This is a genomic window from Proteiniclasticum sp. (genome assembly GCF_032054185.1).
Classification (GTDB): Bacteria; Bacillota; Clostridia; order Clostridiales; family Clostridiaceae; genus Proteiniclasticum.
This window is the reverse complement of record NZ_DAMBTF010000004.1, coordinates 89,356-113,786: the sequence shown is the minus strand read 5'-3', so window position 1 is coordinate 113,786 and position 24,431 is coordinate 89,356. Positions and strand designations below refer to the sequence as shown.

General features: G+C 42.2%; 24 protein-coding genes. 1 reads left to right on the top strand and 23 read right to left on the bottom strand.

Annotation, left to right across the window (positions count from 1 at the left end):
• Window positions 1–285 precede the first annotated feature (285 nt).
• Complete coding sequence (locus RTX25_RS03505; protein ID WP_312650565.1) at window positions 286–471, top strand: hypothetical protein; 186 nt, start codon at window positions 286–288, stop codon at window positions 469–471.
• 99 nt (window positions 472–570) lie between these two features.
• On the opposite strand, the gene RTX25_RS03500 is transcribed toward RTX25_RS03505, so the two are convergent.
• The 23 genes from RTX25_RS03500 to glmS form a co-directional block, all read right to left on the bottom strand.
• The gene (locus RTX25_RS03500; protein WP_312650690.1) at window positions 571–1,116 is read right to left on the bottom strand and encodes a 2-oxoacid:acceptor oxidoreductase family protein; all 546 of its coding nucleotides are present in this window, start codon (window positions 1,114–1,116) and stop codon (window positions 571–573) included.
• Entirely contained in the window at window positions 1,113–1,877 is a 765-nt protein-coding gene (locus RTX25_RS03495; RefSeq protein ID WP_312650562.1) for a thiamine pyrophosphate-dependent enzyme, read from the bottom strand. The genes RTX25_RS03500 and RTX25_RS03495 overlap by 4 nt, the downstream gene beginning before the upstream one ends.
• Window positions 1,877–2,947: a 3-methyl-2-oxobutanoate dehydrogenase subunit VorB gene (locus RTX25_RS03490; protein ID WP_312650559.1), complete on the bottom strand. Its 1,071-nt coding sequence runs from the start codon at window positions 2,945–2,947 to the stop codon at window positions 1,877–1,879. Before RTX25_RS03490 ends, RTX25_RS03495 begins: the two co-directional genes overlap by 1 nt.
• 12 nt (window positions 2,948–2,959) lie before the next feature.
• Window positions 2,960–3,169 (bottom strand): 4Fe-4S binding protein, encoded by a 210-nt coding sequence (locus RTX25_RS03485; RefSeq protein WP_312650556.1) that lies wholly within the window; start codon window positions 3,167–3,169, stop codon window positions 2,960–2,962.
• Between the two features lie 18 nt (window positions 3,170–3,187).
• A complete protein-coding gene (locus RTX25_RS03480) occupies window positions 3,188–3,856 on the bottom strand; it encodes a P-loop NTPase (RefSeq protein WP_312650554.1) in 669 nt (222 codons plus the stop codon).
• A gap of 266 nt (window positions 3,857–4,122) precedes the next feature.
• A complete protein-coding gene (buk, locus tag RTX25_RS03475; RefSeq protein ID WP_312650552.1) occupies window positions 4,123–5,190 on the bottom strand; it encodes a butyrate kinase in 1,068 nt (355 codons plus the stop codon).
• 54 nt (window positions 5,191–5,244) lie between these two features.
• Window positions 5,245–6,099 carry a phosphate butyryltransferase gene (gene ptb / locus RTX25_RS03470; protein ID WP_312650688.1) on the bottom strand — a complete coding sequence of 285 codons (855 nt, stop codon included), beginning with the start codon at window positions 6,097–6,099 and terminating at the stop codon, window positions 5,245–5,247.
• A 34-nt stretch (window positions 6,100–6,133) separates the two neighbouring features.
• Window positions 6,134–7,225 carry a butyrate kinase gene (buk, locus tag RTX25_RS03465; RefSeq protein WP_312650549.1) on the bottom strand — a complete coding sequence of 364 codons (1,092 nt, stop codon included), beginning with the start codon at window positions 7,223–7,225 and terminating at the stop codon, window positions 6,134–6,136.
• 223 nt (window positions 7,226–7,448) lie between these two features.
• The gene (locus tag RTX25_RS03460; RefSeq protein WP_312650546.1) at window positions 7,449–9,041 is read right to left on the bottom strand and encodes an FAD-dependent protein; all 1,593 of its coding nucleotides are present in this window, start codon (window positions 9,039–9,041) and stop codon (window positions 7,449–7,451) included.
• Between the two features lie 47 nt (window positions 9,042–9,088).
• The gene (locus RTX25_RS03455; protein ID WP_312650543.1) at window positions 9,089–10,372 is read right to left on the bottom strand and encodes a CdaR family protein; all 1,284 of its coding nucleotides are present in this window, start codon (window positions 10,370–10,372) and stop codon (window positions 9,089–9,091) included.
• On the bottom strand, window positions 10,339–11,190 hold the full coding sequence (gene cdaA / locus RTX25_RS03450) for a diadenylate cyclase CdaA (RefSeq protein ID WP_312650541.1): 852 nt from the start codon (window positions 11,188–11,190) through the stop codon (window positions 10,339–10,341). The genes RTX25_RS03455 and cdaA overlap by 34 nt, the downstream gene beginning before the upstream one ends.
• A 232-nt stretch (window positions 11,191–11,422) precedes the next feature.
• Window positions 11,423–11,737, bottom strand: a complete 315-nt coding sequence (gene trxA / locus RTX25_RS03445; RefSeq protein WP_312650538.1) for a thioredoxin — start codon at window positions 11,735–11,737, stop codon at window positions 11,423–11,425.
• Window positions 11,738–12,050: 313 nt separating this feature from the next.
• Complete coding sequence (locus tag RTX25_RS03440) at window positions 12,051–12,308, bottom strand: hypothetical protein (protein ID WP_312650535.1); 258 nt, start codon at window positions 12,306–12,308, stop codon at window positions 12,051–12,053.
• A gap of 204 nt (window positions 12,309–12,512) precedes the next feature.
• Complete coding sequence (gene ptsP / locus RTX25_RS03435; RefSeq protein WP_312650533.1) at window positions 12,513–14,129, bottom strand: phosphoenolpyruvate--protein phosphotransferase; 1,617 nt, start codon at window positions 14,127–14,129, stop codon at window positions 12,513–12,515.
• A gap of 62 nt (window positions 14,130–14,191) precedes the next feature.
• A complete protein-coding gene (gene citX, locus RTX25_RS03430; RefSeq protein ID WP_312650531.1) occupies window positions 14,192–14,764 on the bottom strand; it encodes a citrate lyase holo-[acyl-carrier protein] synthase in 573 nt (190 codons plus the stop codon).
• A gap of 629 nt (window positions 14,765–15,393) precedes the next feature.
• A complete protein-coding gene (locus RTX25_RS03425; RefSeq protein WP_312650529.1) occupies window positions 15,394–16,875 on the bottom strand; it encodes a hypothetical protein in 1,482 nt (493 codons plus the stop codon).
• A 21-nt stretch (window positions 16,876–16,896) separates the two neighbouring features.
• Entirely contained in the window at window positions 16,897–17,913 is a 1,017-nt protein-coding gene (locus tag RTX25_RS03420; protein ID WP_312650526.1) for a hypothetical protein, read from the bottom strand.
• Window positions 17,914–18,117: 204 nt separating this feature from the next.
• On the bottom strand, window positions 18,118–18,687 hold the full coding sequence (locus RTX25_RS03415; protein ID WP_312650524.1) for a Fe-S-containing hydro-lyase: 570 nt from the start codon (window positions 18,685–18,687) through the stop codon (window positions 18,118–18,120).
• Window positions 18,687–19,529, bottom strand: a complete 843-nt coding sequence (locus tag RTX25_RS03410; protein WP_312650686.1) for a fumarate hydratase — start codon at window positions 19,527–19,529, stop codon at window positions 18,687–18,689. Before RTX25_RS03410 ends, RTX25_RS03415 begins: the two co-directional genes overlap by 1 nt.
• A 95-nt stretch (window positions 19,530–19,624) precedes the next feature.
• Window positions 19,625–20,872 carry a methylaspartate ammonia-lyase gene (locus RTX25_RS03405; RefSeq protein WP_312650521.1) on the bottom strand — a complete coding sequence of 416 codons (1,248 nt, stop codon included), beginning with the start codon at window positions 20,870–20,872 and terminating at the stop codon, window positions 19,625–19,627.
• Window positions 20,872–22,332: a methylaspartate mutase subunit E gene (locus tag RTX25_RS03400; protein WP_312650518.1), complete on the bottom strand. Its 1,461-nt coding sequence runs from the start codon at window positions 22,330–22,332 to the stop codon at window positions 20,872–20,874. Before RTX25_RS03400 ends, RTX25_RS03405 begins: the two co-directional genes overlap by 1 nt.
• 10 nt (window positions 22,333–22,342) lie before the next feature.
• Window positions 22,343–23,731, bottom strand: coding sequence for a methylaspartate mutase accessory protein GlmL (glmL, locus tag RTX25_RS03395; RefSeq protein ID WP_312650515.1), 1,389 nt, complete (start codon window positions 23,729–23,731; stop codon window positions 22,343–22,345).
• A gap of 5 nt (window positions 23,732–23,736) precedes the next feature.
• Entirely contained in the window at window positions 23,737–24,165 is a 429-nt protein-coding gene (glmS, locus tag RTX25_RS03390; RefSeq protein WP_312650513.1) for a methylaspartate mutase subunit S, read from the bottom strand.
• Between the last annotated feature and the right edge of the window lie 266 nt (window positions 24,166–24,431).

Below are 24,431 nucleotides of genomic sequence, written 5' to 3'. Positions count from 1 at the left end.
AGTATTTTATTATGGATATCAGTGTTTATTGCACTAATAAACTCAATATTGATGATATTAATCAGAAAAACGACTCCAGTATTTATAGTTTATCAGCGAAACAACCCTACCCTTGGAAGTTATGTTTGTTTCATATGTATGCTTGAGCGTAACAAACCTGAACTTATTATTGCTGTAGTATAGATTTTATGTGAGATGTGATTATCTGTAAAATTACTGGTGAATACTCATTCCCACCAGTTTATAGTAAAATTGAAGTAGAAACCCAGTGAAAGGAAGACTGTAATGAAAGAGAGAGATCATAAAAATGAAAAGAATTCAATGGATGGATCCTATGTAGGTGTAGGTATCGCAATCGGAGTCGCCTTGGGCGTCGCATTTAAAAATATCCCCATCGGAATTACCTTAGGCGTTGCCGTCGGCGCAGCCATGGACGGTTCAAGAAATAGAGGCAGTCGTAAAAAGAAATAGAACGCACCGTAAAGGATTTATGTCAATATTTCTTTAAGATTTCGTCAAAAAGACCCTTTGAGAATTAAAATCCTCAAAGGGTCCTGATTTTTTATGTGATTATGCCATAACTGGTGTGTTTGCGTATTCTACACCCTTATCGATGGCAGCCTTGTTCATTTCGAAGAATGCTTCCTTACCATGTCCCCTTAAGGATTCAAGAAGTGCGTCAACGGAAATGACTCCAGTCTTTGCAACCAGTGCACCAAGAAGTACCATGTTGGCAATCTTGACTGATCCGATTGAAGCTGCGATATCCTGTGCAGGGATTCTGATAACGGTAACGTCATCTCTTTCCACATCTCTTGTGACGAGGTTTGAATCGATAATGATCAGTCCGCCAGGCTTTACTGTAGGTTCAAACTTATCCAGTGAAGGTCTGTTCATGACAAGGATCGTATCTGGAGCGGTGATGATTGGTGCTCCGATTTCTTCATCTGAAAGGATAACTGAACAGTTTGCTGTTCCTCCTCTCATTTCCGGGCCATAGCTTGGGCACCAGGATACATTCATCCCAACATCCATTCCACCAAAAGCGAGGAATTTACCCATAGACAGTATACCCTGTCCGCCGAATCCTGCAAAAATAACTTCCTGTGTCATTATTTCGCCTCCTCCTTGCTTAGGTCCTTCTTCACACCCAGTGGATAGTAAGGAATCATATTTTCTCTTAACCAGTTCAGAGATTCTTCAGTGTTCAGTCCCCAGTTGGTCGGACATATGGATAATACTTCTACAAGATTGTATCCCTTACCGTCAATTGCGTTCTGGAAGGCTTTCTTGATTGCTTTCTTGGTCTTTGCAACACCGGCAACCTTATCTACTGATACTCTTTCGATGTAGTATGAACCGTCTAGCTGAGCAACCATTTCGGAGAATCTTATTGGATACCCCTGTGTAGCGACATCTCTGCCATATGGCGATGTTTCAGTCTTCTGTCCAGGAAGTGTTGTAGGCGCCATCTGTCCGCCTGTCATTCCATAGATACAGTTGTTTACGAAAATCGTTACGATCTTCTCTCCTCTTGCTGCTACGTGAACCGCTTCTGCTGTTCCTATCGCTGCAAGGTCTCCATCTCCCTGATAAGTAAATACGATCTTATCCGGATTTGCTCTCTTTATTCCTGTAGCAACTGCCGGTGCTCTACCATGAGCCGCTTCAAACATATCGCATGCAAAATAGTCATAAGCAAGAACGGAACATCCGACAGGTGCAACACCGATTGTCTTATCCACGATATCAAGCTCTTCCATAACCTCACCTATGAGCCTATGAATTACACCATGTGTGCATCCTGGGCAATAGTGGGTTGGAACATCTAAAAGGCCGCTGGTAGGCTTAAATAGAATTTCTCTATTATTTTCCATTATTTATTCCCCCCTACGATTTCCATTACTTTATTCAGTATGTCTTCAGGTGCAGGAATCATACCACCTGATCTTCCGTAGAAGTGTACAGGTTTTCTTCCTTCAACTGAAAGTCTTACATCTTCAACCATCTGGCCCATGCTCATTTCTACTGCAAGATAACCGAACTTGGTATTTCCGATGGTCGCATCAAATGCAGCTGCTGGGTATGGCCAAAGAGTGATCGGTCTGATCAGGCCAAGATTAATCCCCTGTGCCTTAGCAAGCTTTATGACGTTTTTGCAGATTCTTGCGGTTGTACCGTAAGCGACAAGGATAAGATCCGCATCGTCTGTATTCATAAGCTCATACTTGGTCTCATTCTCCGTAATGGCATCGAACTTCTTCTGAAGATGGATGTTATGTTCTTCAAGAGCTTCACTCTTAAGGAACAGAGAATTGATGACATTATGATGTACTCTTCCGTTTCTTCCGTTTGCTGCCCATGTCTTCTCTGGAAGCTGTCTTGTTGATGTGGATTCCTTGAATTCAACAGGCTCCATCATCTGTCCCAGCATACCGTCACCCATGATCATAACAGGGGTTCTGTACTGGTCCGCTACATCAAAGGCTTCCTGAATAAGGTCAACCATTTCCTGAATGGATGAAGGTGCGAATACCGGCATATGGAAGTCACCATGTGCTCCACCCTTTGTTGCCTGGAAATAGTCTGACTGTGCAGGCTGAATTCCGCCAAGTCCTGGGCCGCCTCTTACGATATTGATGATTACGCATGGAAGCTCAGCTCCAGCGATATAGGAAATACCTTCAGCTTTAAGGCTGATTCCTGGTGATGATGAACTGGTCATACATCTTGTTCCTGTACCTGCAGCGCCATAGATCATATGGATTGCCGCGATTTCGCTTTCCGCCTGAAGGAACACTCTTCCCATTGTAGGCATCTTCTTTGCCATATATGCTGAAATTTCTGTCTGTGGTGTGATCGGATATCCGAAGAAACATTTGCAGCCTGCTTTTAAAGCCGCTTCTCCGATTGCTTCATTACCCTTCATGAGTACTTTCTGGCTCATAACTTCTACCCCCTATTTATACACTGTGATGACAAGATCTGGACACATTCTTCCACAGGATGTACATCCTATGCATTTCTCCATGAGTTCTGCTGGGATACCAGCGGGTCTGTAACCCTTCTCATTGAGGTGGTCTGTGAAGCCGATGATCTTCACAGGACAAGCAATCACACACTGTCCACAACTTTTGCATCGTTCTTCTCTAAATACAACTTTTGGCATACGATTTCCCCCTTTAATTTAGCTCCATGGCGTTTTCATGAAAATATCTATGGGCAGTAACTCCCCATGTAACTGGCTTTTAAGCGTTTCCGATTCCGCCAGATCACGTCTGACGACCGTATAAAGATGAGGTATGCCAAGCTCCTTAGACAGAGTATGGACCATTTCATCTCCCTTGATGATCTCTTCCACAGTGGTCTCGTAGGAGAGATTGGTGTTTGAAACAAGATGAGTCACCTTCAGTCTTGAGGTTCTTTCGATACTTGTGATGTATTCTCTGATCCCCTTTTCATCCGGTGTAAGCGGTCTTTGCGTATTGATGACAAAGAGCATGTTATATTCTGATTTTTTCAGATCGGCATTATACTGACCGAGCACTGTAGCCCCCATATCATCTCCACCGATATCCATGACGAAGTGTGTATCTTTTCGGACAAAAATACCTGAAACTTCTCCTGGCACAACCATAAGTTCTGCGTTGGACCACTCCGGATTGGCTGCAATGACATCGATGCCTTCCTTAGCTAAAACATCCTTAAAATCTCTTATACAGAAAAAAGGATTGACGATGTCGATATCGACAAGTGCCACCTTTTTTCCTTCGTTATTCATTTTTTTAGCAAGATTCATCGAAATCTCCGATTTGCCGCTGCCAAAATGCCCTGTAACAATCGTGATTCTTTCCAAGTGGCATACCTCCATTTATTCTGTAATCTTATTCTATTACAAAAACAGAGCATAATCTAATTTCCAGTTTCATCACAAAATCAGGAAATGGTTTGAAGTTTAATGGTTACAGAGGTCAGCGGACCAATTTTTCACAACAGAAACCGCAATCTGTTATCAAAATATCTGTATACCTTTACAAATCACGATTTTTAACTTTTATAAGATTTTTTCACTCTTAATTATTAATTTGATAATTTTATGTCAGTCTTTCTCATTTTCACTAATTATTCGTAAACGATCGCTTCCTCTTCACCGGACAGCACTCTGTTGGTCGCCTCAGCAAGCGCAAGAAGCTCATCCTCACCCGGATAAACGACAACCTCAGTGATATATTCCACTCTTTCCCTGATCATTCTGACCATAAGCTTCGAGTAGGCAATTCCCCCTGTGAGAATAATCGCATCGACTTTACCCATGAGCACCGATGCAGCAGACCCGATCTCTTTTGCTACCTGATAGGCCATTGCAGAGTAGATGAGCTTCGCATATTCATCTCCTGCTTCCGCTTTGTTTTCCACTTCTCTTGCATCATTGGTATCAAGGTAAGATACAAATCCGCCTTTTCCTGTGATCATTTTCAGTACTTCACCCTTATCGTGCTTTCCTGAGAAACAGAGATCCACAAGATCAGCTACGGGAAGACTGCCTGCTCTTTCCGGCGAGAATGGACCATCACCATTCAGTGCGTTGTTCACGTCGATGACTTTACCCTTTTCATGAGCCCCTACACTGATTCCGCCGCCAAGATGAACTACGATGAGGTTGAGGTCATTGTAGCTGACATTCTTTTCCTTGGCGTATCTCTTTGCAACAGCCTTCTGATTCAGTGCATGGAAAATACTGACCTTTTCAAATGCTTTGTGTCCTGTGATTCTTGCCAGGTCAGACAGTTCATCCACTACAACAGGATCCGCGATAAAAGCTTCCTTTCCGAAGTCTTTTGCAAGTCCGTCAGCGATCATGGCACCAAGATTTGAGGCATGCTCTCCCTTGACACCCTTTTTAAGATCGGCAAGCATTGCTTCATTGACTCTGTAGGTTCCACTTCTGATCGGCTTTAAAAGTCCGCCTCTTCCTACGAAAGCATCAAAGGATTCCAAATTCTCGTTGTTGTCCACAAGAATTTTTATGATCTCTTCTTTTCTCCATGAATACTGATCAATGACGCTTTTAAACCCGTTGATCACTGAGGCCTCATGTCTGAGTGTGAATGACTTCACTTCATTGTTGTCTTCGAAGATACCGATTTTGGTCGATGTTGATCCTGGATTGATGATGAGTAATTTATTCATTTGTTCCCCCGTTTTTTTAATTTTATTTCCTTTTACCCTTAACTGATTTACCTGTTACATCCTTGAAGCATTTAGAACGGCCATGGCTATGGAGTTCACTTTGCTTTCAAATGTGTCCGCTCTTGAGGTGACAACGACAGGCGCTTTCGCACCAAGAAGGACACCGCCTGACTTGCTTTCCGTTGTATAGGTCAGCGCTTTATACAGAACGTTTCCGGATTCGATATTCGGCATAAGAAGGATATCGGCATGACCTGCAACCGGACTCTTGATGCCCTTATGTTCGGCAGCTTCGACGCTCAGCGCATTGTCCAGCGCAAGTGGTCCGTCCACTATGCAGCCCTTGATCTGTCCTCTATCGTTCATCTTTGAAAGCATTGCCGCATCGATTGTCGCCTGCATCGCTTCATTAACGACCTCAACGGCACATACTACAGCAACCTTTGGTGTTTCGATACCAAGACTCCTTACGAATCCCACAGCATTGGTCATGATACCCATTTTCTCCTTAAGACCAGGATAGGTGTTCATTGCCGCATCTGTCACAAAAAGCATTCTGTCATATCCCGGTACTTCAAAAGCAGCCAGGTGGCTGATGAGATTTCCTGTGGCAAGACCGGTTTCCTTATCCAGTACTGCTCTTAAAAGGGACTTTGTATCCACAAGGCCTTTCATCAGAATATCGCAGGTACCTTCACGAACCAGATTCGCTGCAATCTTTGCCGCTTTCGCTGGATTCTTCTCATCGGTGATGGTAAACTCTCCCTCGATCTTCAGCTCCGAAAGAAGCTTCTCGATCTTCTCCTTGTCTCCGACAAGGTGTGCATCGCAAAGTCTAAGTTCCCTTGCTTTTGCTACTGCCTGAAGCACCGGCTCATCTTCTGCCGCGGCAACCGCAATGACACGCATACGGTCATTGCCTTTCACTTTTTCATAGATTTCATCAAAACTTTTCACTCAGTATTTCCTCCCCATAGCGCAATGGCTCTTCTTCATGATTCAGTACTCTTCTTGCGCCTTCATATAGAGACTTCATTTCAAGTTCCCCTGGAATGACTTCCACCGGTGCAATAAACTCAACATATTCCTTGATCATTCCGGTCATCATGCTCGAATAGGCAAGACCACCTGTAAGGATGATCGCCTTCACATCGCCCTTGAGCACGGCAGCACTCGCTCCGATTTCTTTTGCAATCTGATAGGCCATAGCCTGATAGACTTTCGCTGCATACTCATCACCGTCATGAATCATTCTTTCCACTTCTCTGGCATCGCTGGTTCCAAGATGTGAGGCAAGACCTGAACCTCTCTGGAATTTTCTAAGCAGACCCTTCATATCGAATTCACCGCTGAAAGCATACTTCACAACAATACCCAGAGGCAGCGTGCCGACACGTTCAGGACTGAAAGGTCCGCCATGGTTTGCATTGTTGACATCCACAAGCTTTCCTTTTCTCAGCGGTCCGATGGAGAAACCTCCACCAAGATGCGCCACGATAAAATTATCCTCATAAAAGCAGTAACCTTTCAGTCTGCAGACTCGTCTTGTTACGCCCTTAATGTTCAGATAGTGAGCAAGAGATCCTCTCTCTTCTCCTCTGATACCGGTAAATCTTGCCAGATCATCCATCTCATCACAGGAGACAGGATCCACAATATAGGCATTGACACCAGCTTCATCAGCGATCTCTTTGGCAAGGATCGGTCCCAGATTTGAAGCATGTTCTCCTTGTACAGCCATCTCCAGATCACTGATCATCTCTCTGTCCACAAGGTAAGTTCCACCTCTGATCGGTTTAAGAAGTCCACCTCGTCCGACAACTGCAGCCAGATCTTCCTTGTTTATTCCTTTTTCACGTAAACTTCGGACGATGGCCTCTCTTCTGATCTTTGCCTGATCGATAATATGATCAAACTTCTTCAGTTCTTCCGCGTTATGGTCTACGACTTCAGTATGGATCTCAACGGATTCCGTGCTGTAGATGGCGATCTTTGTAGAAGTCGATCCCGGATTGATAACAAGCACATATTTCATGACTTCACCCCCAAACTATTTCCATTTAATCATAACAGAAATCCTTTACACTTGAAAACACCTAAAACTCTCTTATTTTAAGGGCATATGGTATAAAATCCCAAAAAAAATAGGACTATCGTTATATGATTCTCAATTTTTGTCAATTTCCCCGTTAATTTGAGTTTAATGAACAAAAACCATCGAATTACGATAGTGCCTATATGTCTTGTTCTCTTGACTTTTAAAGGCCGCCAGGCTGGTATTTCCCGATCACCGCTTCAGCGATCTTAAGTCCGTCCACAGCACTGGATATGATTCCTCCCGCATATCCCGCTCCCTCTCCTGCAGGATAGACTCCTTTGATGTTCACGCTTTCCAGATTTTCTCCTCTTACGATGCGAAGCGGAGAAGAAGTTCTTGTCTCAACCCCCGTCATCACCGCTCCATGGTGGGCAAAGCCTTTGATCTTTCTGTCAAATTCTGTGAACCCCTTCTTTAAACCTTCTGTGATAAACCTTGGGAACAGATCGGCCAGATTACCTGCCTGTACCCCCGGTAGATAACTTGGAATCACTTCATCGAAAGAGGTGGTGATTCTTCCTGATAGGAAATCTTCAACCTTCTGCACTGGGGCATGATAGGAAGACCCGCCCATAAGGAACGCTTTTCTCTCCAGCTCTCTTTGGAATTCTATTCCAGAAAGAGGATGAGGACCATAGTCCTCGGGACTGACCGCAACGACTACAGCTGAGTTTGCATTGACGCCATCACGGGCATGATAGCTCATGCCGTTTACAGCCAGCATGCCTTCTTCGCTTGCCGCAGGCACTACGATTCCTCCCGGACACATGCAGAAGCTGTACACCCCCCGAAGGTCAGGTGCCTTGGCTGTCAGTGTATACTCTGCAGGCTTCAGCCTTGGATGCTTATGCGCACTTCCATACTGGCTCTCATTGATTCTCCACTGAAGATTTTCCACCCGGACGCCCACTGCCATGGATTTGGCGATCATGGTAAATCCTCTGTCAAAGAGCATTTCATAGGTATCTCTTGCACTGTGACCCAGAGCAAGAATGAGCACTTCGCAGGGAATCTCCTCCTTATTGACGGTTACCGATACGACTTTTCCGTTTAGGATTCTGATATCCTCCAGCCTTGACTTGAAAAGCACTTCTCCCCCCAATGCGATGATTTTCTTTCTCATGTTCATCACCACATTCTTCAGGAGGTCCGTACCCACATGGGGTTTTGCAAGGGTTGCTATCTCTTCAGGCGCCCCCGCTTCTATGAGTTTGTCCACCACTTCTCTTACCCTTCCATCCTTGATTCTTGTGGTCAGTTTTCCGTCCGAGTATGCCCCTGCTCCCCCTTCACCGAACTGGATATTGGAGGAAGAATCAAGTACTCCCTTCTCCATAAAGACATCCACTTTCCTGTCTCTTTCCGGAATAGCATCTCCCCGTTCTATAACGAGAGGTCTGTATCCTTCTTCAGCAAGTTTAAGTGCCGCATAAAGCCCAGAGGGTCCAAACCCGACAATGACCGGCCTCTTTTCCAGTTTTCTGTCTCCTCTTCTCAGTGCCATCGGTTTCTGTTCTTCATAAATCGAGACATTTCTGTCATGAATCTTTCTTAGAACTTTCTCTTCATCTGCAGTTCTGACGAGAATCGTGTAGACAAACTTAAGCGGTTCTTTTCGTGCATCCACAGATTCTTTCTGTATTCTGAGCTCCTCAATCGCTTCCGGGGCGATCTTGAGTTTTGCCGCGGTTTTGTTCAGGAGTTCTTCTTTATCTTCATCGAGATGAATCTCGATATTGCTTATTTTAATCATTTTATTCTTCACTCCAAAAATGGAAGCCCGAAGGCTTCCACTATATTTTATGGTGCATTGCCATTGGTAGGCGTTTCTTCATCAGGATTCTGATTCTGTCCAGTCCCGTTTCCCGGTGTTTCAGCTGCGTTTCTTATATTCACCGAAATCACGTTCGGTGTATAGGATACCTGCAGGATGCCTACAGGAAGAACGATATTCGGACTCAGCTCATACTCGCCCACATCAAGCCCGGATAGATCAAGATCAGCAGTTATGCTCTCTTCAGTGACTTCTTCCAGCGCACTTTGCGCTCCGCTCACGATGATGTTTATGGAATTGGAACTGAGTTCTGCCATAAGACCATCCTTCAGGCCGATTGTGGTAAGTTTCTTCGATATGGTCTTTGTTTCATAGGCTTCAAGTTCCACACTGACCGTTGCCGTTGTTCCTCCGTTCACAGAGATGACACCTTGAGGAATCACAAGATTCATGATGACATCCGTAGATTCCTTTATTTTTGAAAGATCGACTTCTTCAGTAAGTATCTCACTTACCTGATCAAGAAGACTTTCAGGGCCCGCAATGAGCAGCTCTGCCGGCGCAACTGAGGTGCCGATAAGTTCATACCCCTCTGAAATTTCTCCTCCCGTATCCACAACGATCGGAACGGATTTGGTTTCAAAAACTTCAGCAGTGATTTCTACATACAGTGGTGTGACAACCACATGGTCCACCTGATTTTGATTCTCGTCGATGGCGACAAGAGAAATGATTTCCTTGAAATTCTGATTGAGTCCCTCTTTTTTGCCTCTTGCTGCAAGTGCAGTGACACGATTGACATACTGGGCAGGTCCTTTAACAATAGCTCTCCCAGGATTGAAGGAAACGCCCGATACGAAAAATCCATCTTCGGGAATCGTCTCATACTGTGAGACGATGTTCACTTCCCTCTCCAGATAATCATCGAGATAAATAACCGCTTTCACATTGCTGCTTGGGGTAATATCCAGATCAGACGGATAGGATGTGATTTCAATGGGAATCTCATTTGGTCCTGCCTTCAGGGCCAGATCATCAAGATCCGCAATCACTCTGAAGTTGCTGGCCACACTTCTGTACACTTCTGATGCGGGGCCTGTCACCTGCAAGGTGACCATGATGTCCTGATTGGGCAGCAGTGCCAGATTCTGTTCTTCTATATTCTCAAGGTTTTCCAGTCTTACGGGAACATTATAGACTTTCATGGTCTTAATGGGATTCTCCACATTGATGATATAGATCCAAAGACTGAAAGAAAGAATCAGGCTTGCGATTTTCAGGAAGAGGTCCGATCCTTTTTGCTTAGCCACTGATCCATCCTCTCCTTCCATGTTTGTTTTCGTTCGATCTTAGTGGTCAGAATCTTCACGAGAATCTTCTGCAGTCTGTCCTTGTCGTAATTTCTGACAAGCTTGCCGTTGAGTGCCAGCGAGATGGTCCCTGTCTCTTCAGAAACAATCAGAATGAGAGAATCAGATACCTCGCTCAGCCCAAGAGCAGCTCTGTGCCTTGTACCCAGTTTCTTGCTGATGTCTTTGTTTGCAGTAAGCGGCAGAACACAGCCCGAGGAAAGTATACGGTCTCCTCTTATGATGGTCGCACCATCATGTAGAGGCGTATTGGGTACAAATATGTTTTCGAGAAGCGATGTAGAAACGAGCGCATCAATCTTTGTGCCAGTTTCGCTGATGTCGCCGAGTCCTGTATCCTGCTCGATGACGATGAGCGCACCGGTCTTCGAATGACTGAGGTTATCCATAGCGACGACGATGTCATTCACAACCCTTGTCAGGATATCTGTATCCCGAAGCACTCTCCGGTCACTGAAAGCTGAACGGCCGATGTGTTCAAGCATTCTTCTGATTTCCGGCTGAAATATGATGACCAGCGTCAGCACTCCGATGGTAATGGTTTTTGAAATGATCGTATAGACCATGGTGAGATTGAAAATATAGCTGATGGGGATGAGAAGCAGTATAAATATGATTCCTCTTAGGAGAAGCTCCGCTCTTGTTTCGATGATCAGCTTATAAGTCCTGTAAAGCAGAAAGGCGACAATGAGAATATCAATAATGGCCGAAATACTGATGTTTCGAACGGTATTTAGTATCGTATTGAGCGTTTCCAAGTTACACCTCCCCAAATTTTATCTCGTTTTTTAGTCAATATACCTAAATTATACAATATAACCTGCTTCAGTTGTGCACAATTTTCGTATTTTCCGATATTCTTCATGAATTCTACAGGCTTTCGTTAAGATTGCTTAACGTATCGGGAAAAACATCCTCATTCTCGTAAGATTCACTATGTGAAAAAACACCTGGGAAAGAATCAGAGATTCTTCCTCAGGTGTTAAAGGATTACTTGTTCTTTTCGATGAACATTCTCAGTTCTTCTTTAGGTCTGAATCCGACAAGCTGTCCAACAACTGTTCCGCTTTTGATTGCAAGTAGTGTCGGAATGCTGGCAACGCGGTACTTTGCTGCGAGCTGAGGATTTTCATCCACATTTATCTTAACAAATTCCACATCTTCTATTTCGTTATTCAGCTCTTCAAATAGTGGCGCAAGCATTTTGCAGGGTCCACACCATGGTGCCCAGAAATCCACAAGAACCAATCTATCATTTTCCAGTACATCTTTTTCAAAACTTTCTTTATTGACTTCTTTAATCATTTTCTCTTATCCTCCTCAAAAACATTATACTATTCATTATACACATTCCGGTCCTCTTTTGTAGGGGAGATAAAAAAATTCACCTGAAAAATACAGCCGTCCCGATCTTTGAAAAACGATTACAATTGATGGTATGAAGCCTCTTGAGGTTCGTCTATTTATTGAAGTGAGGCAATTCTAAGCTTCAATTTAAGCATCAGCTTTAAGACTCTTACTGAGTTTTTCTTCCGGAAAAGACTCTCTGATGTAATGAAAATAGAGCAAATTAAAGGGACTCAAAATTGAATCCCCTCGATCCTGCCCATGTTATGAATCATATTATTTTCTGACTGTTTTCAGCTTCTTTCTCATTTTCACTCAGGGTTTCTTTCAGCTGTTTTATTTCATCAAGAACAATCACAGTACAAATCACAATTAACCCAGCTAATAGGACAATGCCTCCATATATGGGATACAGATAGGATTCTGCCACTCCACCACCAACTATGGAAGTGAAAAACATTGCGAATAATCCCCCACCTGCTGTCATGGCCAGCAAGAAAAATATCACTACTCCAATAACTGCTTTCATCTTTTTCCTCCTTTCACGATCATAACTTTTTACGGAAGATAATCATAATGACAAGACATAACCGAAAGAATATTTCAGGTAACAATATACATATATCATACAGTAAATGCTGCGAAAAGTATTATATTTTCAATATTGATTTCATACAGAAATTTAATAAAAGAAACCGGCTTTCACCGGTTTCTGTCATGACTTTCTATTCACTTATTCCTGTTCAAGTATGATCTGCTTCGCTCTTAAAACTGAGGAAGCGGACATGGAGAATTCATCCAGACCATATTCAATCAGTGTCGGAATGGCTGTTTCATCACCTGCCATCTCTCCGCACATGCCACACCATTTGCCCTGTGAATGAGCTCCGTCAATGGTCATCTTGATCAGACGAAGTACTGCAGGATGCATAGGATCGTAGAGGTAAGATACCTTCTCACTCATTCTGTCAGCAGCTAAAGTGTACTGGATGAGATCATTGGTTCCGATGGAGAAGAAATCAACATGCTTTGCCAGTTCGTCTGCCATAACTGCAGCGGACGGGATTTCCACCATGATGCCCCATTCGATACTGTCGCTTACTTCTTTTCCTTCATTTTTCAGCTCTACTGTACATTCGTCCACCAGCTTCTTTGACTTTGTAAATTCATCAAGAGAAGAAACCATCGGGAACATGACCTTAAGATTACCGAATACAGAAGCTCTCAGGAGTGCTCTCAGCTGAACCTTGAAAAGGTCGGTGCGGTCCAGACAAAGTCTGATGGCACGATATCCAAGGAACGGATTCATCTCGTTTGGCATAGCGAGGTAGGGAAGCTGCTTGTCTCCGCCGATATCCAGCGTTCTGATGACCACAGGTTTTCCTTCCATGCGCTCAAGTACATACTTATAGCTTTCAAACTGTTCTTCCTCTGTCGGCATTTCATCTCTGTCCATATAAAGGAACTCAGTTCTGAAAAGACCGATTCCATCAGCTCCGTTTTCCAGCACCTTATGCACATCTTCAGGCTTACCGATGTTGCCCGCAACTTCAATTCTCTTTCCCGATTTTGTTGCCGCTTTGACGTCGATGAGTTTTTTCAGTTCTTCTTTCTCCTGATTGTAGGCTTCCTGAAGTGCCACATACTTTGTTACTGTATCGTGATCAGGATCGATGATGACTGTTCCTTCGATTCCATCAACAATAAGAATATCTCCGTTCTTCACCACTTCCGTGATGTCGTTCAGGCCGACAACGGCTGGAATTTCCAGTGTTCTTGCCATGATGGCGCTATGGGAAGTTCTTCCGCCGATGTTGGTCAGGAATGCGATGACCTTATTTCTGTCCAGCTGTGCTGTGTCAGAAGGTGTCAGGTCATTTGCGATGACGATGGTATTGGTGTCTTCAATATTGAAACTGTCTTCTATACCTGCCAGGTTGTTCATCAGACGTTTGGAAACGTCCTTGATGTCGGCAGCTCTTTCTCTCATATATTCATCTTCCATGGCTTCAAAGATCGCAACGAAACTTCTGGATACATCGTCTGTCGCTTTCAATGCATTTTTCCTGCCATTTTCAATTTCCGCTTCGATGGCTCCTATGAATTCCGGATCATCAAAGAACATCATATGGGCATCAAAAACCATGGCCTTTTCTTCACCCATGGAATCTAAAGCCTTCTTTCTGATTTTCTCAAGCTGCACTTTCGAAACATCTGCCGCTTTTTTCAGTCGATCTTTCTCAACAAGCACATCTTCTACTGGCTCGTCTGTGATCTTCAGTTCTTCATGTTTCTTGATGTAGGCTTGTCCGATGGCATATCCTCGTGACGCTGGTATTCCAATTTTCATTTTAACCCTCCAAAAAAATTACTTTATTGTTTTCTGGCTTACAAACTGATGGGAATCATAATTTATATATTTTCCAGGTATTCACGGACCTCTTCAATCATATAGTCGACAAGATCCTGTGTTTTATGGGTTTTATTTCTGCTGCATTCTTTAGCAGGCTCATCGCAAAGAAAACACTTTCTTGGCTCATAAGCAAGTTCAACCCTTGTCACTGCGTATTCTTCATCGATATCGTAGACATCGATATCAACGAATCTGCCCAGTTCATGACTCTGCTCGATATAAATTGCGTTTTCTTTCAGAGTACGGGCATCTCCCTTGACCACATAGAATGTGGTGGGACCTTCCGGTGTGTCAAAATTTTCCACGGCCAGGATCTTCGTCTGAAAGATTTCATCGAAAGTCTTGGCGATTTCCCGATTGACCAGCCTGGTGATTTCGTTGTTTTTATCTTCTCCAGGATAATTTGCCCTTAAGGTCATCACAGGTTTTTCATGAATTCTGTGTAGCTCTTCAATGGTCTGACATTTACGGACACGGTAATTCTGAATCTCTTCGTACTTTTCCTTTGTCATTCTCCTCGCATGCTGCACTACAGGCATAACTGCATTTTCATTCGTTCTCTGTTTTTCCAAGTGATCTTCTCCTTGCTCTTTCACAAAATTAATACCATCGGCCAGAACATTGTATATGAAACATCAAAGAATTGTACAAGCTCATTCAAAGAAAATCCTGGGTATCCATTAAAGACGAGCAGAAACGCCTCGGGTACTCACTGCATCCGCGGCCAGATCAGGCTGTCTCAAGTCAGTTTACACGGCAGAAACGCATCATTCCCGTTGCAGAGTTACTATTATTATAACACAACTGATATTTGGAATTTTTCAATAAATCGAAAAAAAAGAAAACACCAAAAAGGAACCAAATCTAATCCCCCCCGGTGATTTCAGCTTGAAACTTATTATTCTTCTGCTCTTAGTTTATATGACAAGTGAATGTTAATCAAGAATACTTTTACGCTTCTCACAAAAAATTAAATAAAGCTATTCTGTCCTACAACAACGTCATACAAATGATTTATCTCATATGGTTTCATTTTACATGCATTTGAATGAATTGTAGCACATAAATCACTCATAACTAACATTCTAGATAGTGAAACTAATGTGCAGCAAACTTAACAATATCATCTAGTTTTGAACCTTAAATTTCTGAAAGTATACTAATATGGTATATAAACAGCTCAATCTGAATCCATTTTAAATCAACCACTTAGAATGTAATGTATACTTTCTACTTTGACAAATGTTCCGACCAATATCAAAAATACTAATAGTATCACCACTACAATTATCCACATCCATTTATACTTTTTTACATATCTATCTAAATATTGCCTGTCCTCATTATAGTAACTATCATTATTTAAAATTCTAGTTAAATCCTGTTCATCAAGGATCAACTTATAAAAAGATTTATTCCTATCATATTGTTTTTTTATTCTTTCTACACTTAGATTTGATTCAAACAAACTGAAGTACAAGTATACAATAGATATAATTAACATAACAATGCATATCATTGTAATTTCATATGTAAAAATATTATTAATCGTCCCCGTAGAAATCACATTAATAATTATTGTAGTAAATATGAAACTGAAAAAACCAATGAAGTTATTTCTGAACTTGTGAGAAAAATCCAACGCTAACTTTTGAATACTAGCATTGATATCGTTTATAAAGATGAGTTGTTGATTCATAACTTCAATATACCTTGCAGCGTTTTCTTTTAGGTATATATCGTAACCAGACCTGATTGAGCCAAGGACAGACCTATCAATATCCTTGATTGTATTATTCTTTAAATTTAGTGACAGAATATTTCTTGCAATACCAATTTTATCAGAAACATTATTCAAATTTGAATAAACCCAATCATATATCTCCCATAGTGTTGATGAGACCTCTGAATATTCATCGAATGATTTAACATCAAAAATTTCTTTGACGGTTTTGTATCCTTCAATTTTATAAGATACTTCATCTCCATTAATATTTGAAATATTGCTAATATACGTTAATGATACAGCAAGAGTCAACCTATCAAATATCCTGTTGATTTCTATATCATTTGTTTTCTTTAGAAAATAGAAATCATCAGGGAGATAATTATTTTTTATTGCCCCTACAAAATTGCATAGATTATCTCTTTTATCTATTATTTCGGCTCTATCATCAATCATTATCCTAATTTTATTCTTATTATCAGAATTCATAAAATAAAACTTTTTCGTATAAAAACATCCATCATCAATTATCAAATCGAATATTATATACTCAAAATCTATAAACGATTCATTGTACTTTCCTATAATATTCTCAATAGACAATGACTGTAGATATTGCCCATATTTTTCCAGTGAATATAGGGAAAGCGTATTTTCCACAATTTTCTTATAGAAAATGCAATCCACTATAACTTCGTATTCATTATCTATGCTACTAATTATATCCGATATGAATGTATTAATAGAATCCTCATCAAAGTCATCTCGGATTTTGATGTCAAATCCGAACAACTCATTAGATACAATCAGACTATCCCTTTTGTTTTTTAAATGGAATACTTGAACAATAAAATTTGTAATCGTATCACTCAGTTCATCATTAACAGGTAGACAAGTTTTTAATTTCATTTGAATGTGATCTTCGTATGAAATTAATTTATTTATACCTATATTCAAAATATTCCCTCCTATTTCAAGCTACCATTTAAATCTATTGAAAGTTTCCAAATCCGTTGATTTAATTCTTATATACTTATCTCCATTTTCTTCAACTGATTGAACATTTGTTTTAATCTCTTCATCATAACCATCGATAATAATTGAAGCGACATTATTGATCTTCTTTGTTTCTCTAAATTTTCTTGATTTGATCGCAGAGGAAACAATAGTAAACTCTGTGTCAGTACCGGAATCGATTATCTTTTTTGAAATACTTTCTTTTATCTTATCGATATCTAATTGGCTAGACTCTGGGTTTTGATTCCCGAAAGTATAATTTAAAAAATCGTCTATCGTAAATTTTTCTTGTGTTTTAAAAAAGCCCAAAGCTTGGTTTCTATACAATGTGTAATCGGTTGGTGAAATTTTCTCTATTTCCTTTTTCAACTTCGCAGACACAATTCTAAAAAGACTTTCTGTATTTGACTCATCACTAGACAGTGCTTCTAACTCAAGAAATAAATTATCCCAGTAATCTGCAATAGGACCATTTTTGTCAGATAAAAATATTTGAATTATTTCGCCATCATCTGCAATCTTAAACAAGCAGTTCTTAAAGGACTTGTTTTCATAGGGTAGACCCGATTTTTTGTATAAATCTTGAATATCTAAAATATCCACATTTTCAATCTTAGTTATCACATAATAAAAGTGGTCATCTTCTTGTATCAATGACTGAAACAAACTACCTCGCCTTATTTCAATACGAAGTCTATTAACATCCTTTTGTCTATCACGTTCCTTATCGAGTAGTCGAAGTGCTATTAAATCAGCGTTATCATTTTCAATCAAACTCTGTTTTGAAGCCTCAAGAACAATGGATACCACTTCAGTTCTCTCACTCGTTATTTTATACTCTTTTCGGTTAGGATTCCCTAAAATTTCATTAATTAGTCTTTGCGTATAGTCACTTGCATCTTTTTGATTTACTTCTTTTCTAATGCATTGGTTACCATCAATATCAATATCATGAATGCATGAGTATATAGTCTGCATAATTAACCTCCCTATTTTTTATTACATTTACTACTATTAGTATACTCTTATGCGGAAAAATTGCCATATAATCTGACAAGATTAACATATTGAAAATTCTGATGGATATATTACAAATTAGATTCCAATCATTTCTACCTTAAAATGAAGAAATTTAAAGCCTCAGCGACATAAGCCGAGACTTTAAACAGTTCCATAATCTTTCTATTTCTGTTCGTCCTTTTTCCACGCGAGGTATTCTTCTCTTCCAAGTTCATACAGATCATTTCCCTTACTGTCAATGATGACGGTAACCGGAAAATCCTTCACCACGAGCTTCCTTACCGCTTCAGGTCCAAGCTCCTCATAGGCTATGGTCTCCTGAGAAAGAATGGTCTTTTTTATCAGCGCTCCGGCTCCACCGATGGCGGCAAAGTATACAGCCCCGTGCTCTACCATCTTTGCTTTCACTTCGTCATTTCTCTTTCCTTTTCCCACCATGCCCATTAGCCCAAGATCAAGAAGTCTTGGTGTGTAGGCATCCATTCTAAGGCTTGTGGTTGGTCCTGCTGATCCGATGACTTCGCCTTCTCTAGTCGGAGTCGGTCCCACATAGTAGATTACCGCTCCGCTGATGTCAAATGGAAGGGCTTCCCCCTTATCCAGGCGTTCCATGAGTTTTTTATGCGCCGCATCTCTCGCCGCATAGATGACTCCTGATATCAGTACATTGTCACCAGGTTTAAGATCCGCTACAGATTCTCTGGTCAATGGTGTTTTCAGTCTGATCTCCATTATAGAACGACCTCCTTATGTCTTGTGGCATGACAGTTGATGTTGACCGCTACAGGGAGTCCTGCAATATGAGTCGGGAAGTACTCGATGCTCACTTTAAGTGCTGTGGTCTCTCCACCGAATCCCTGAGGCCCTATACCCATGGCATTGATCTTTTCAAGAAGCTCGATCTCCATTTCTTTATAGAAGGGATTCTCGTTATACTCCTCAAGTCTTCTCATAAGCGCTTTTTTCGCAAGGAGCGTTGACTTGTCAAACGTTCCGCCGACACCAACCCCGACGACCATAGGTGGACACGCATTGGGGCCTGCAAGCTCAACAGTCTCAAGAATGAATGCCTTGACCCCTTCGATTCCTTCTGAAGGCTTGAGCATTTTAAGTCTGGACATATTCTCGGAGCCGAATCCCTTCGGTGCAACCATGATCTTCAGCTGATCGCCGGCAACAAGAGTGTAGTGGATGACCCCAGGTGTATTGTCTCCTGTATTTTTACGGTTCAGAGGATCGGAGACCACAGATTTTCTGAGGTAGCCTTCCTCGTAGCCTTCACGGATGCCCTGGTTGATGGCATCCTCAAGCAGCCCGTTTTCGATATGGACTTCCTGTCCGATTTCCACAAAGACCACAACCATTCCGGTATCCTGGCACATGGGTACCATGTCTCGTTCTGCAATTTCGGCATTGTCGATGATCATACCTAAAGTGTTCGTGGCAAGAATCCATTTTTCTTTCTTCTTCTGTTCTCTAAGGGATGCCATGACATCATCCGGAAGGAAATAGTTTGCATCCATGACCAGTTTTCTGACTTCAGATGTGACACGTCTGACATCTATACTCTTCATCATTTTTCCACCTTTATTCTTCATTCAGCCTTTTATAGGAAAAATGCCGCCATATCCGGAATTTCATTCCATATGTGCGGCATATCTTTTTTATCTTAGTTTTCCTGTCTTCTCTTTGCTAGAGCCAGCACTCTGTTCATTTCATTGTTTACGATCATGAATCCTTCGTCGAATCCCATACCAGGTTTTGCAAGAACCTGCTTGGCACCGCAGGCAATACCGATGTTTGTGCAGACTTCCGCACTTCTGTTGGTTTCGTTGCATGTACCGCCAAGATAGGCACCGATGCCTCTTTCCTTACAGTAAAGGATCGCCTTGATGGAATTGTTCACGCCGCCAAGATCCGGAGTCTTCACCTGAATCATATGACCGGCTTTATTGTCTGCAAAGTATACCACATCATCAAATGTGTTACACCATTCATCTGCCACAAGCTCAACCTTGATGTCTCTGTCATCAAGAATCTTTGTGAGATCTCTTAAAGCTTCCATCTGCCTTGTTCTGTCGCCCACATCCATTGGTCCTTCGATTCTGAGAAGGAAAGGTTTTGCCGCTTCTTCAAGTGTTTTCAGGTATTCAGCCATTTTTTCAAGATCCTGGTTGAAGATTCTTCCGATTGTGCCATATACGTCAATATGGAATATCGGTGCATAAGCTTCATCAGTTCTATACTGAATGACACGGTCTCTCATCCATGTGATGTATGTCTTGAGGATTTCGCCGTTTTCGCCGAGCTTCTCTTTGACATTGTTGATGAGCGCATGAGGCATAACGTCTGTTCCCTTGATGATCATCTTGTCTACGTTGGTATAACGGTCATCTCCGCTCTGAGCAAAAATCGGAACACGGGCAAGTTCCACACCTGTTCCATATTCTTCTTTGACCACTTCAGCCATGGTCAGTCTTCTGGATTTTGCAGCCGCGTCAAGAAGCGCCTGTGTAACACCATATCTGATGGCAGTATGGAGTCTGTTTCCGTTATGTACAAGGCTGTCGATCTCTTCTGCCAGATGCTTGAATGTGGAGGCATCCTTTCCGATGAGATGCTTCTTCGCCACTTCTTCAATTACAGGGATAAAGTCCTTTGCAATGAACAGAGGATCTCTTCCGCCGGCTCCCGAATACTGAACAGCTGCACAGTCTCCATGAGCGATTTCTCCGTTTTCAAGGATCAGCATTACAGAAATGCTTTCTCCTGGAAGTCTTATGGCGCTGAATCCTTCGGTTTCCGTTTCTCCGATGTACATAAATCCGTCATGTTCAGCACCGTTTACAATGGCACGCTGATCATCAAAATAAAACCCTGTTCTGCCTTCTGAGCATACAATATCTACAATTTTCATTACTTCTTTTCCTCCGGTCTGCCGATCAGGTTTCCTTTACCTACGGCGAATATATCGTCTACTGTCATCTGGAATGTAACGTCTCTTTTTTCAAACTTTCCTCTTTCGATCAGCTTGTCTTTGTTGAAATCGATGATTTCCTTCGTAAATGGAATATTTCCGGTCATAAGATATCTAACAGCACCTTGATTGTCTCTGGCAGGCATCATTTTACCCGCATTGTACTTGGAAGGTGCAAATGGAATATCGATGATTCCGAGCTTGAATCCCTCAACCGTTCCACGAGCAAAGTCTCCCTTACCCACTTCATAGACACTCTCAAGCATACATCTGGTTTCTGCCTTTATGATGTTGATTTCGCTCTGAAGTTCGTTGCTCATAGGCATTCTCTGGCCTCTCAGCATATTGAGTGTCATGACTGTATCTCTTATACCCTGTGCATTGGCTTCCATTGTAGGAATACCAAGAGCCTCATGAGGCGTCTTTACGATGACCTTTGTGGCTCCTGCCATGGCTGCTGTTGCCGCGCCCACGGAGATGACACCAAATGCCTTGGCTTCATCTGCAGGGAATCCGCCCATCCACTGATGGAAAACTGTGGTGACAAATACATCATTGTAGCCGAAACGCTTGAGGTATTCTTCTGTCTGCTGCTCAAGGGCTCTTATGGCAGCGATGTCCTGAATCATGTTTCCGCACTGACCGTAACCTACAGTGATGTTCTTTACGCCCTGTTCGGCTGCAAGAAGAGCTTCAAGGATGGCAACAGTATTGGATACTGATGGAGGAACAAGTGTGCCTGTCAGTGGACCGAAAGGTTCACGGTTGAGCTCTATGCCCTGCTCTTCATACCAGCCTGTAAGTCTATCGCAGTACTGCCAGTCTCTTATGGTTCTTTCCATGGATACGCTCTTTGCGTATGGAATGTTGTAGCTGATTCCGCCGCCTTCATTGGATGTCCATCCTGAAGCGGTGATGATTTCACTTAAAAGTCTTGCATCAGGTGTGCCATGTCTTGCCTGAATCGGATTCTTGATGGATTCGTAAACTTCTCTGCATCCCTTGACGCCGTGGTTTACTGCAGGGAATCCGTTTAAAAGTGAACGGCCGGCTTTTAGTGACTCGTCGATCCCGATCTGGCATTCGTTATATCTGTTCTGTCTTGTATAGGAATCGATGGTTGAGGGCAGAAGATCCGCTCCGCCTTCATCTTCCAGGTAGTTCAGAAGCTTGATATGCTCACTGATGAGCGCAACGCCCGCTCTTGGCTGAGCAAGAGTGATTCCCTCTTCCTTCGCCTTTCTCAGCTTCTTCGCAAAATTCTTTTCATCCGGAACTTTTTTGAGATAGTCCACAGCTTCCTGAAGATCCACTTCACTTCCTGTAGGCCAGTGGGTAAGTACGTCTTTTCTGATCCCGAAAAATTCGTCTTCGGTCAGTTTCCTGTTTTTTAAATCCATTATTTAACTCCTAACACTTCACAATATATTTCTTGAGCATTCGTAAGGCTTTGTCTTCATCCACCATGGCAAGAAGGCCAAGGGCAGACAGGACATATTTCTCATCCAGCAGATATTTCGGATGTCTCGGTTTTAAGGATTCCAGATCCTCTTCATGGAAAAGTCCCGCTTTCAGAATCCCTGAAGGATCCTTCGAATTCACGATGACTCCACCGGTACCGATTAGATAAGGCAGCTCCATGAGATCCTTTCCCTCCTGAGAATACATCATCCCTAAGGGTGAGTAGACCTGAGTCACAGTACCTGCATGTCTTGTCATGGAGATATCCACACAGATCTTGGCCATGACTTCATCGAAATGGATATCCTTTTCTTCGGTCGGCACAAAATCAGTCTCATGATTTCTCTTTTCAAATTCCTTTTCCACATCGATGTTTTCGATGTTCTTGAGTTTGTGTCTCCTGATGTATTTTCTACCTGCAGCTTCATAGAGTGACATTGCGGAATACCGCATGCCAAGGTCCCCTTCCACTGTTCTCTTGGCTACAGGTTCCTCCAGTCCCCTGAGGATGACTGATGGTTTGCTTGGTGCACCTTCACAGACCGTGTGTACATCTGTAGTTGCACCTCCGATATCGATGACGGCAAGATCCCCTATACCGTCTTCATTCTTCGTTCCTTCACTGAGCACTTCTGCAGCCTTAAGTACAGCTGCAGGCGTAGGCATCAGGATACCGCTGATGAATTCCTTCACATGGACCATACCTTTTGCTTTGACAATATTTTCCATGAATATCTTCCTGATGGTTTCACGAGCCGGTTCCACATTGATGTTGTTGAGGCTTGGCATCACATTCTCAGTGATGAAATAGTTCATATGACCTTCGAAAAGTTCAATGATCTCGTCATTGCAGCTCTTGTTTCCTGCAACCACCACTGGAATGCTGATTTTCGCATCCCTCAGCATCCTCGCATTGTGCACGATGACATCTGTATTCCCGCCATTGGTTCCGCCCGCCAGAAGAATCATATCTGCCTTTGAGGCTTTGATCTGATTCACTTCGCTGCTGTTCAGTTTAAAACTGAACACATCTGTTACACGAGCACCTGCGCCAAGGGCAGCACGCTTGGCCGCTTCCATGGTCAGTTCAGGCACAAGGCCGATTGCGACAATTTTTAACCCGCCTGCAGCCGAAGAACAGGCGAGTTTTTTTGTGAATTCTATTCCATTATCCAGACGAGTCATAAGATCGCTTAATGCTTTTCTGTACCCGTCCATTACGTCCGTCTCCACTGTTGTATATGACTTCGCTGTTGCAAGGATGACATCATCCTCTGCACTTACTGCAGTTAATTTAGTATAAGTGCTCCCAAAATCAATAAATAGAAATGCTTCCATAATGATTATGCTCCAATTACTTCAAGTAAACCCATGTCCTCATTCAGATCCTTCAATGCTGTTTCTACAGATGTACCTGGTGGATAAACCCTGTCAAATCCCATCTGTACAAATCTGCTTCTTACTTCGCTGAAATCCTGCTTGCCTACGACGATGTTTCCACCGACATAAAGCTTGATTCCTGCAAGTCCCGCTTCATCGCACTTTTCTCTCATACCTCTGCAATCTATCTCTCCGTGTCCATAAAGTGAAGATACCATGATTACATCTGCGTCGGTTTCAATTGCGGCATTGATGAAATCTTCCTGTGGAGAAAGAACACCGATATTGACCACATTGTATCCAGCTTCTGTCAGTGAATAATCAAGAATCTTGTTGCCCACTGCATGACAGTCTGCACCTATGACGCCTAGAACGATTGTTTTTTTACCCATTAGTTTTTTACACTCCTTATAAGTGAATGATTATTATTATTTTATGTTGTCAGTTAGCCAGTTACGGGGTTTCATCGTGATGATAAATCCTTCATGTTTTATGCCCTTAACTGTCTTTCTATACCCTAATAATAGCACAAGTTTCTGAGTATACAAGAGCTAATTTATTTATGAAAACCATTGAAATTACAAGGTTTCCATAAACATACAGGTTTCTAAGATAACGGTTACTTCTATTCTCAAAGGTTATGAATTTACTTTAACAG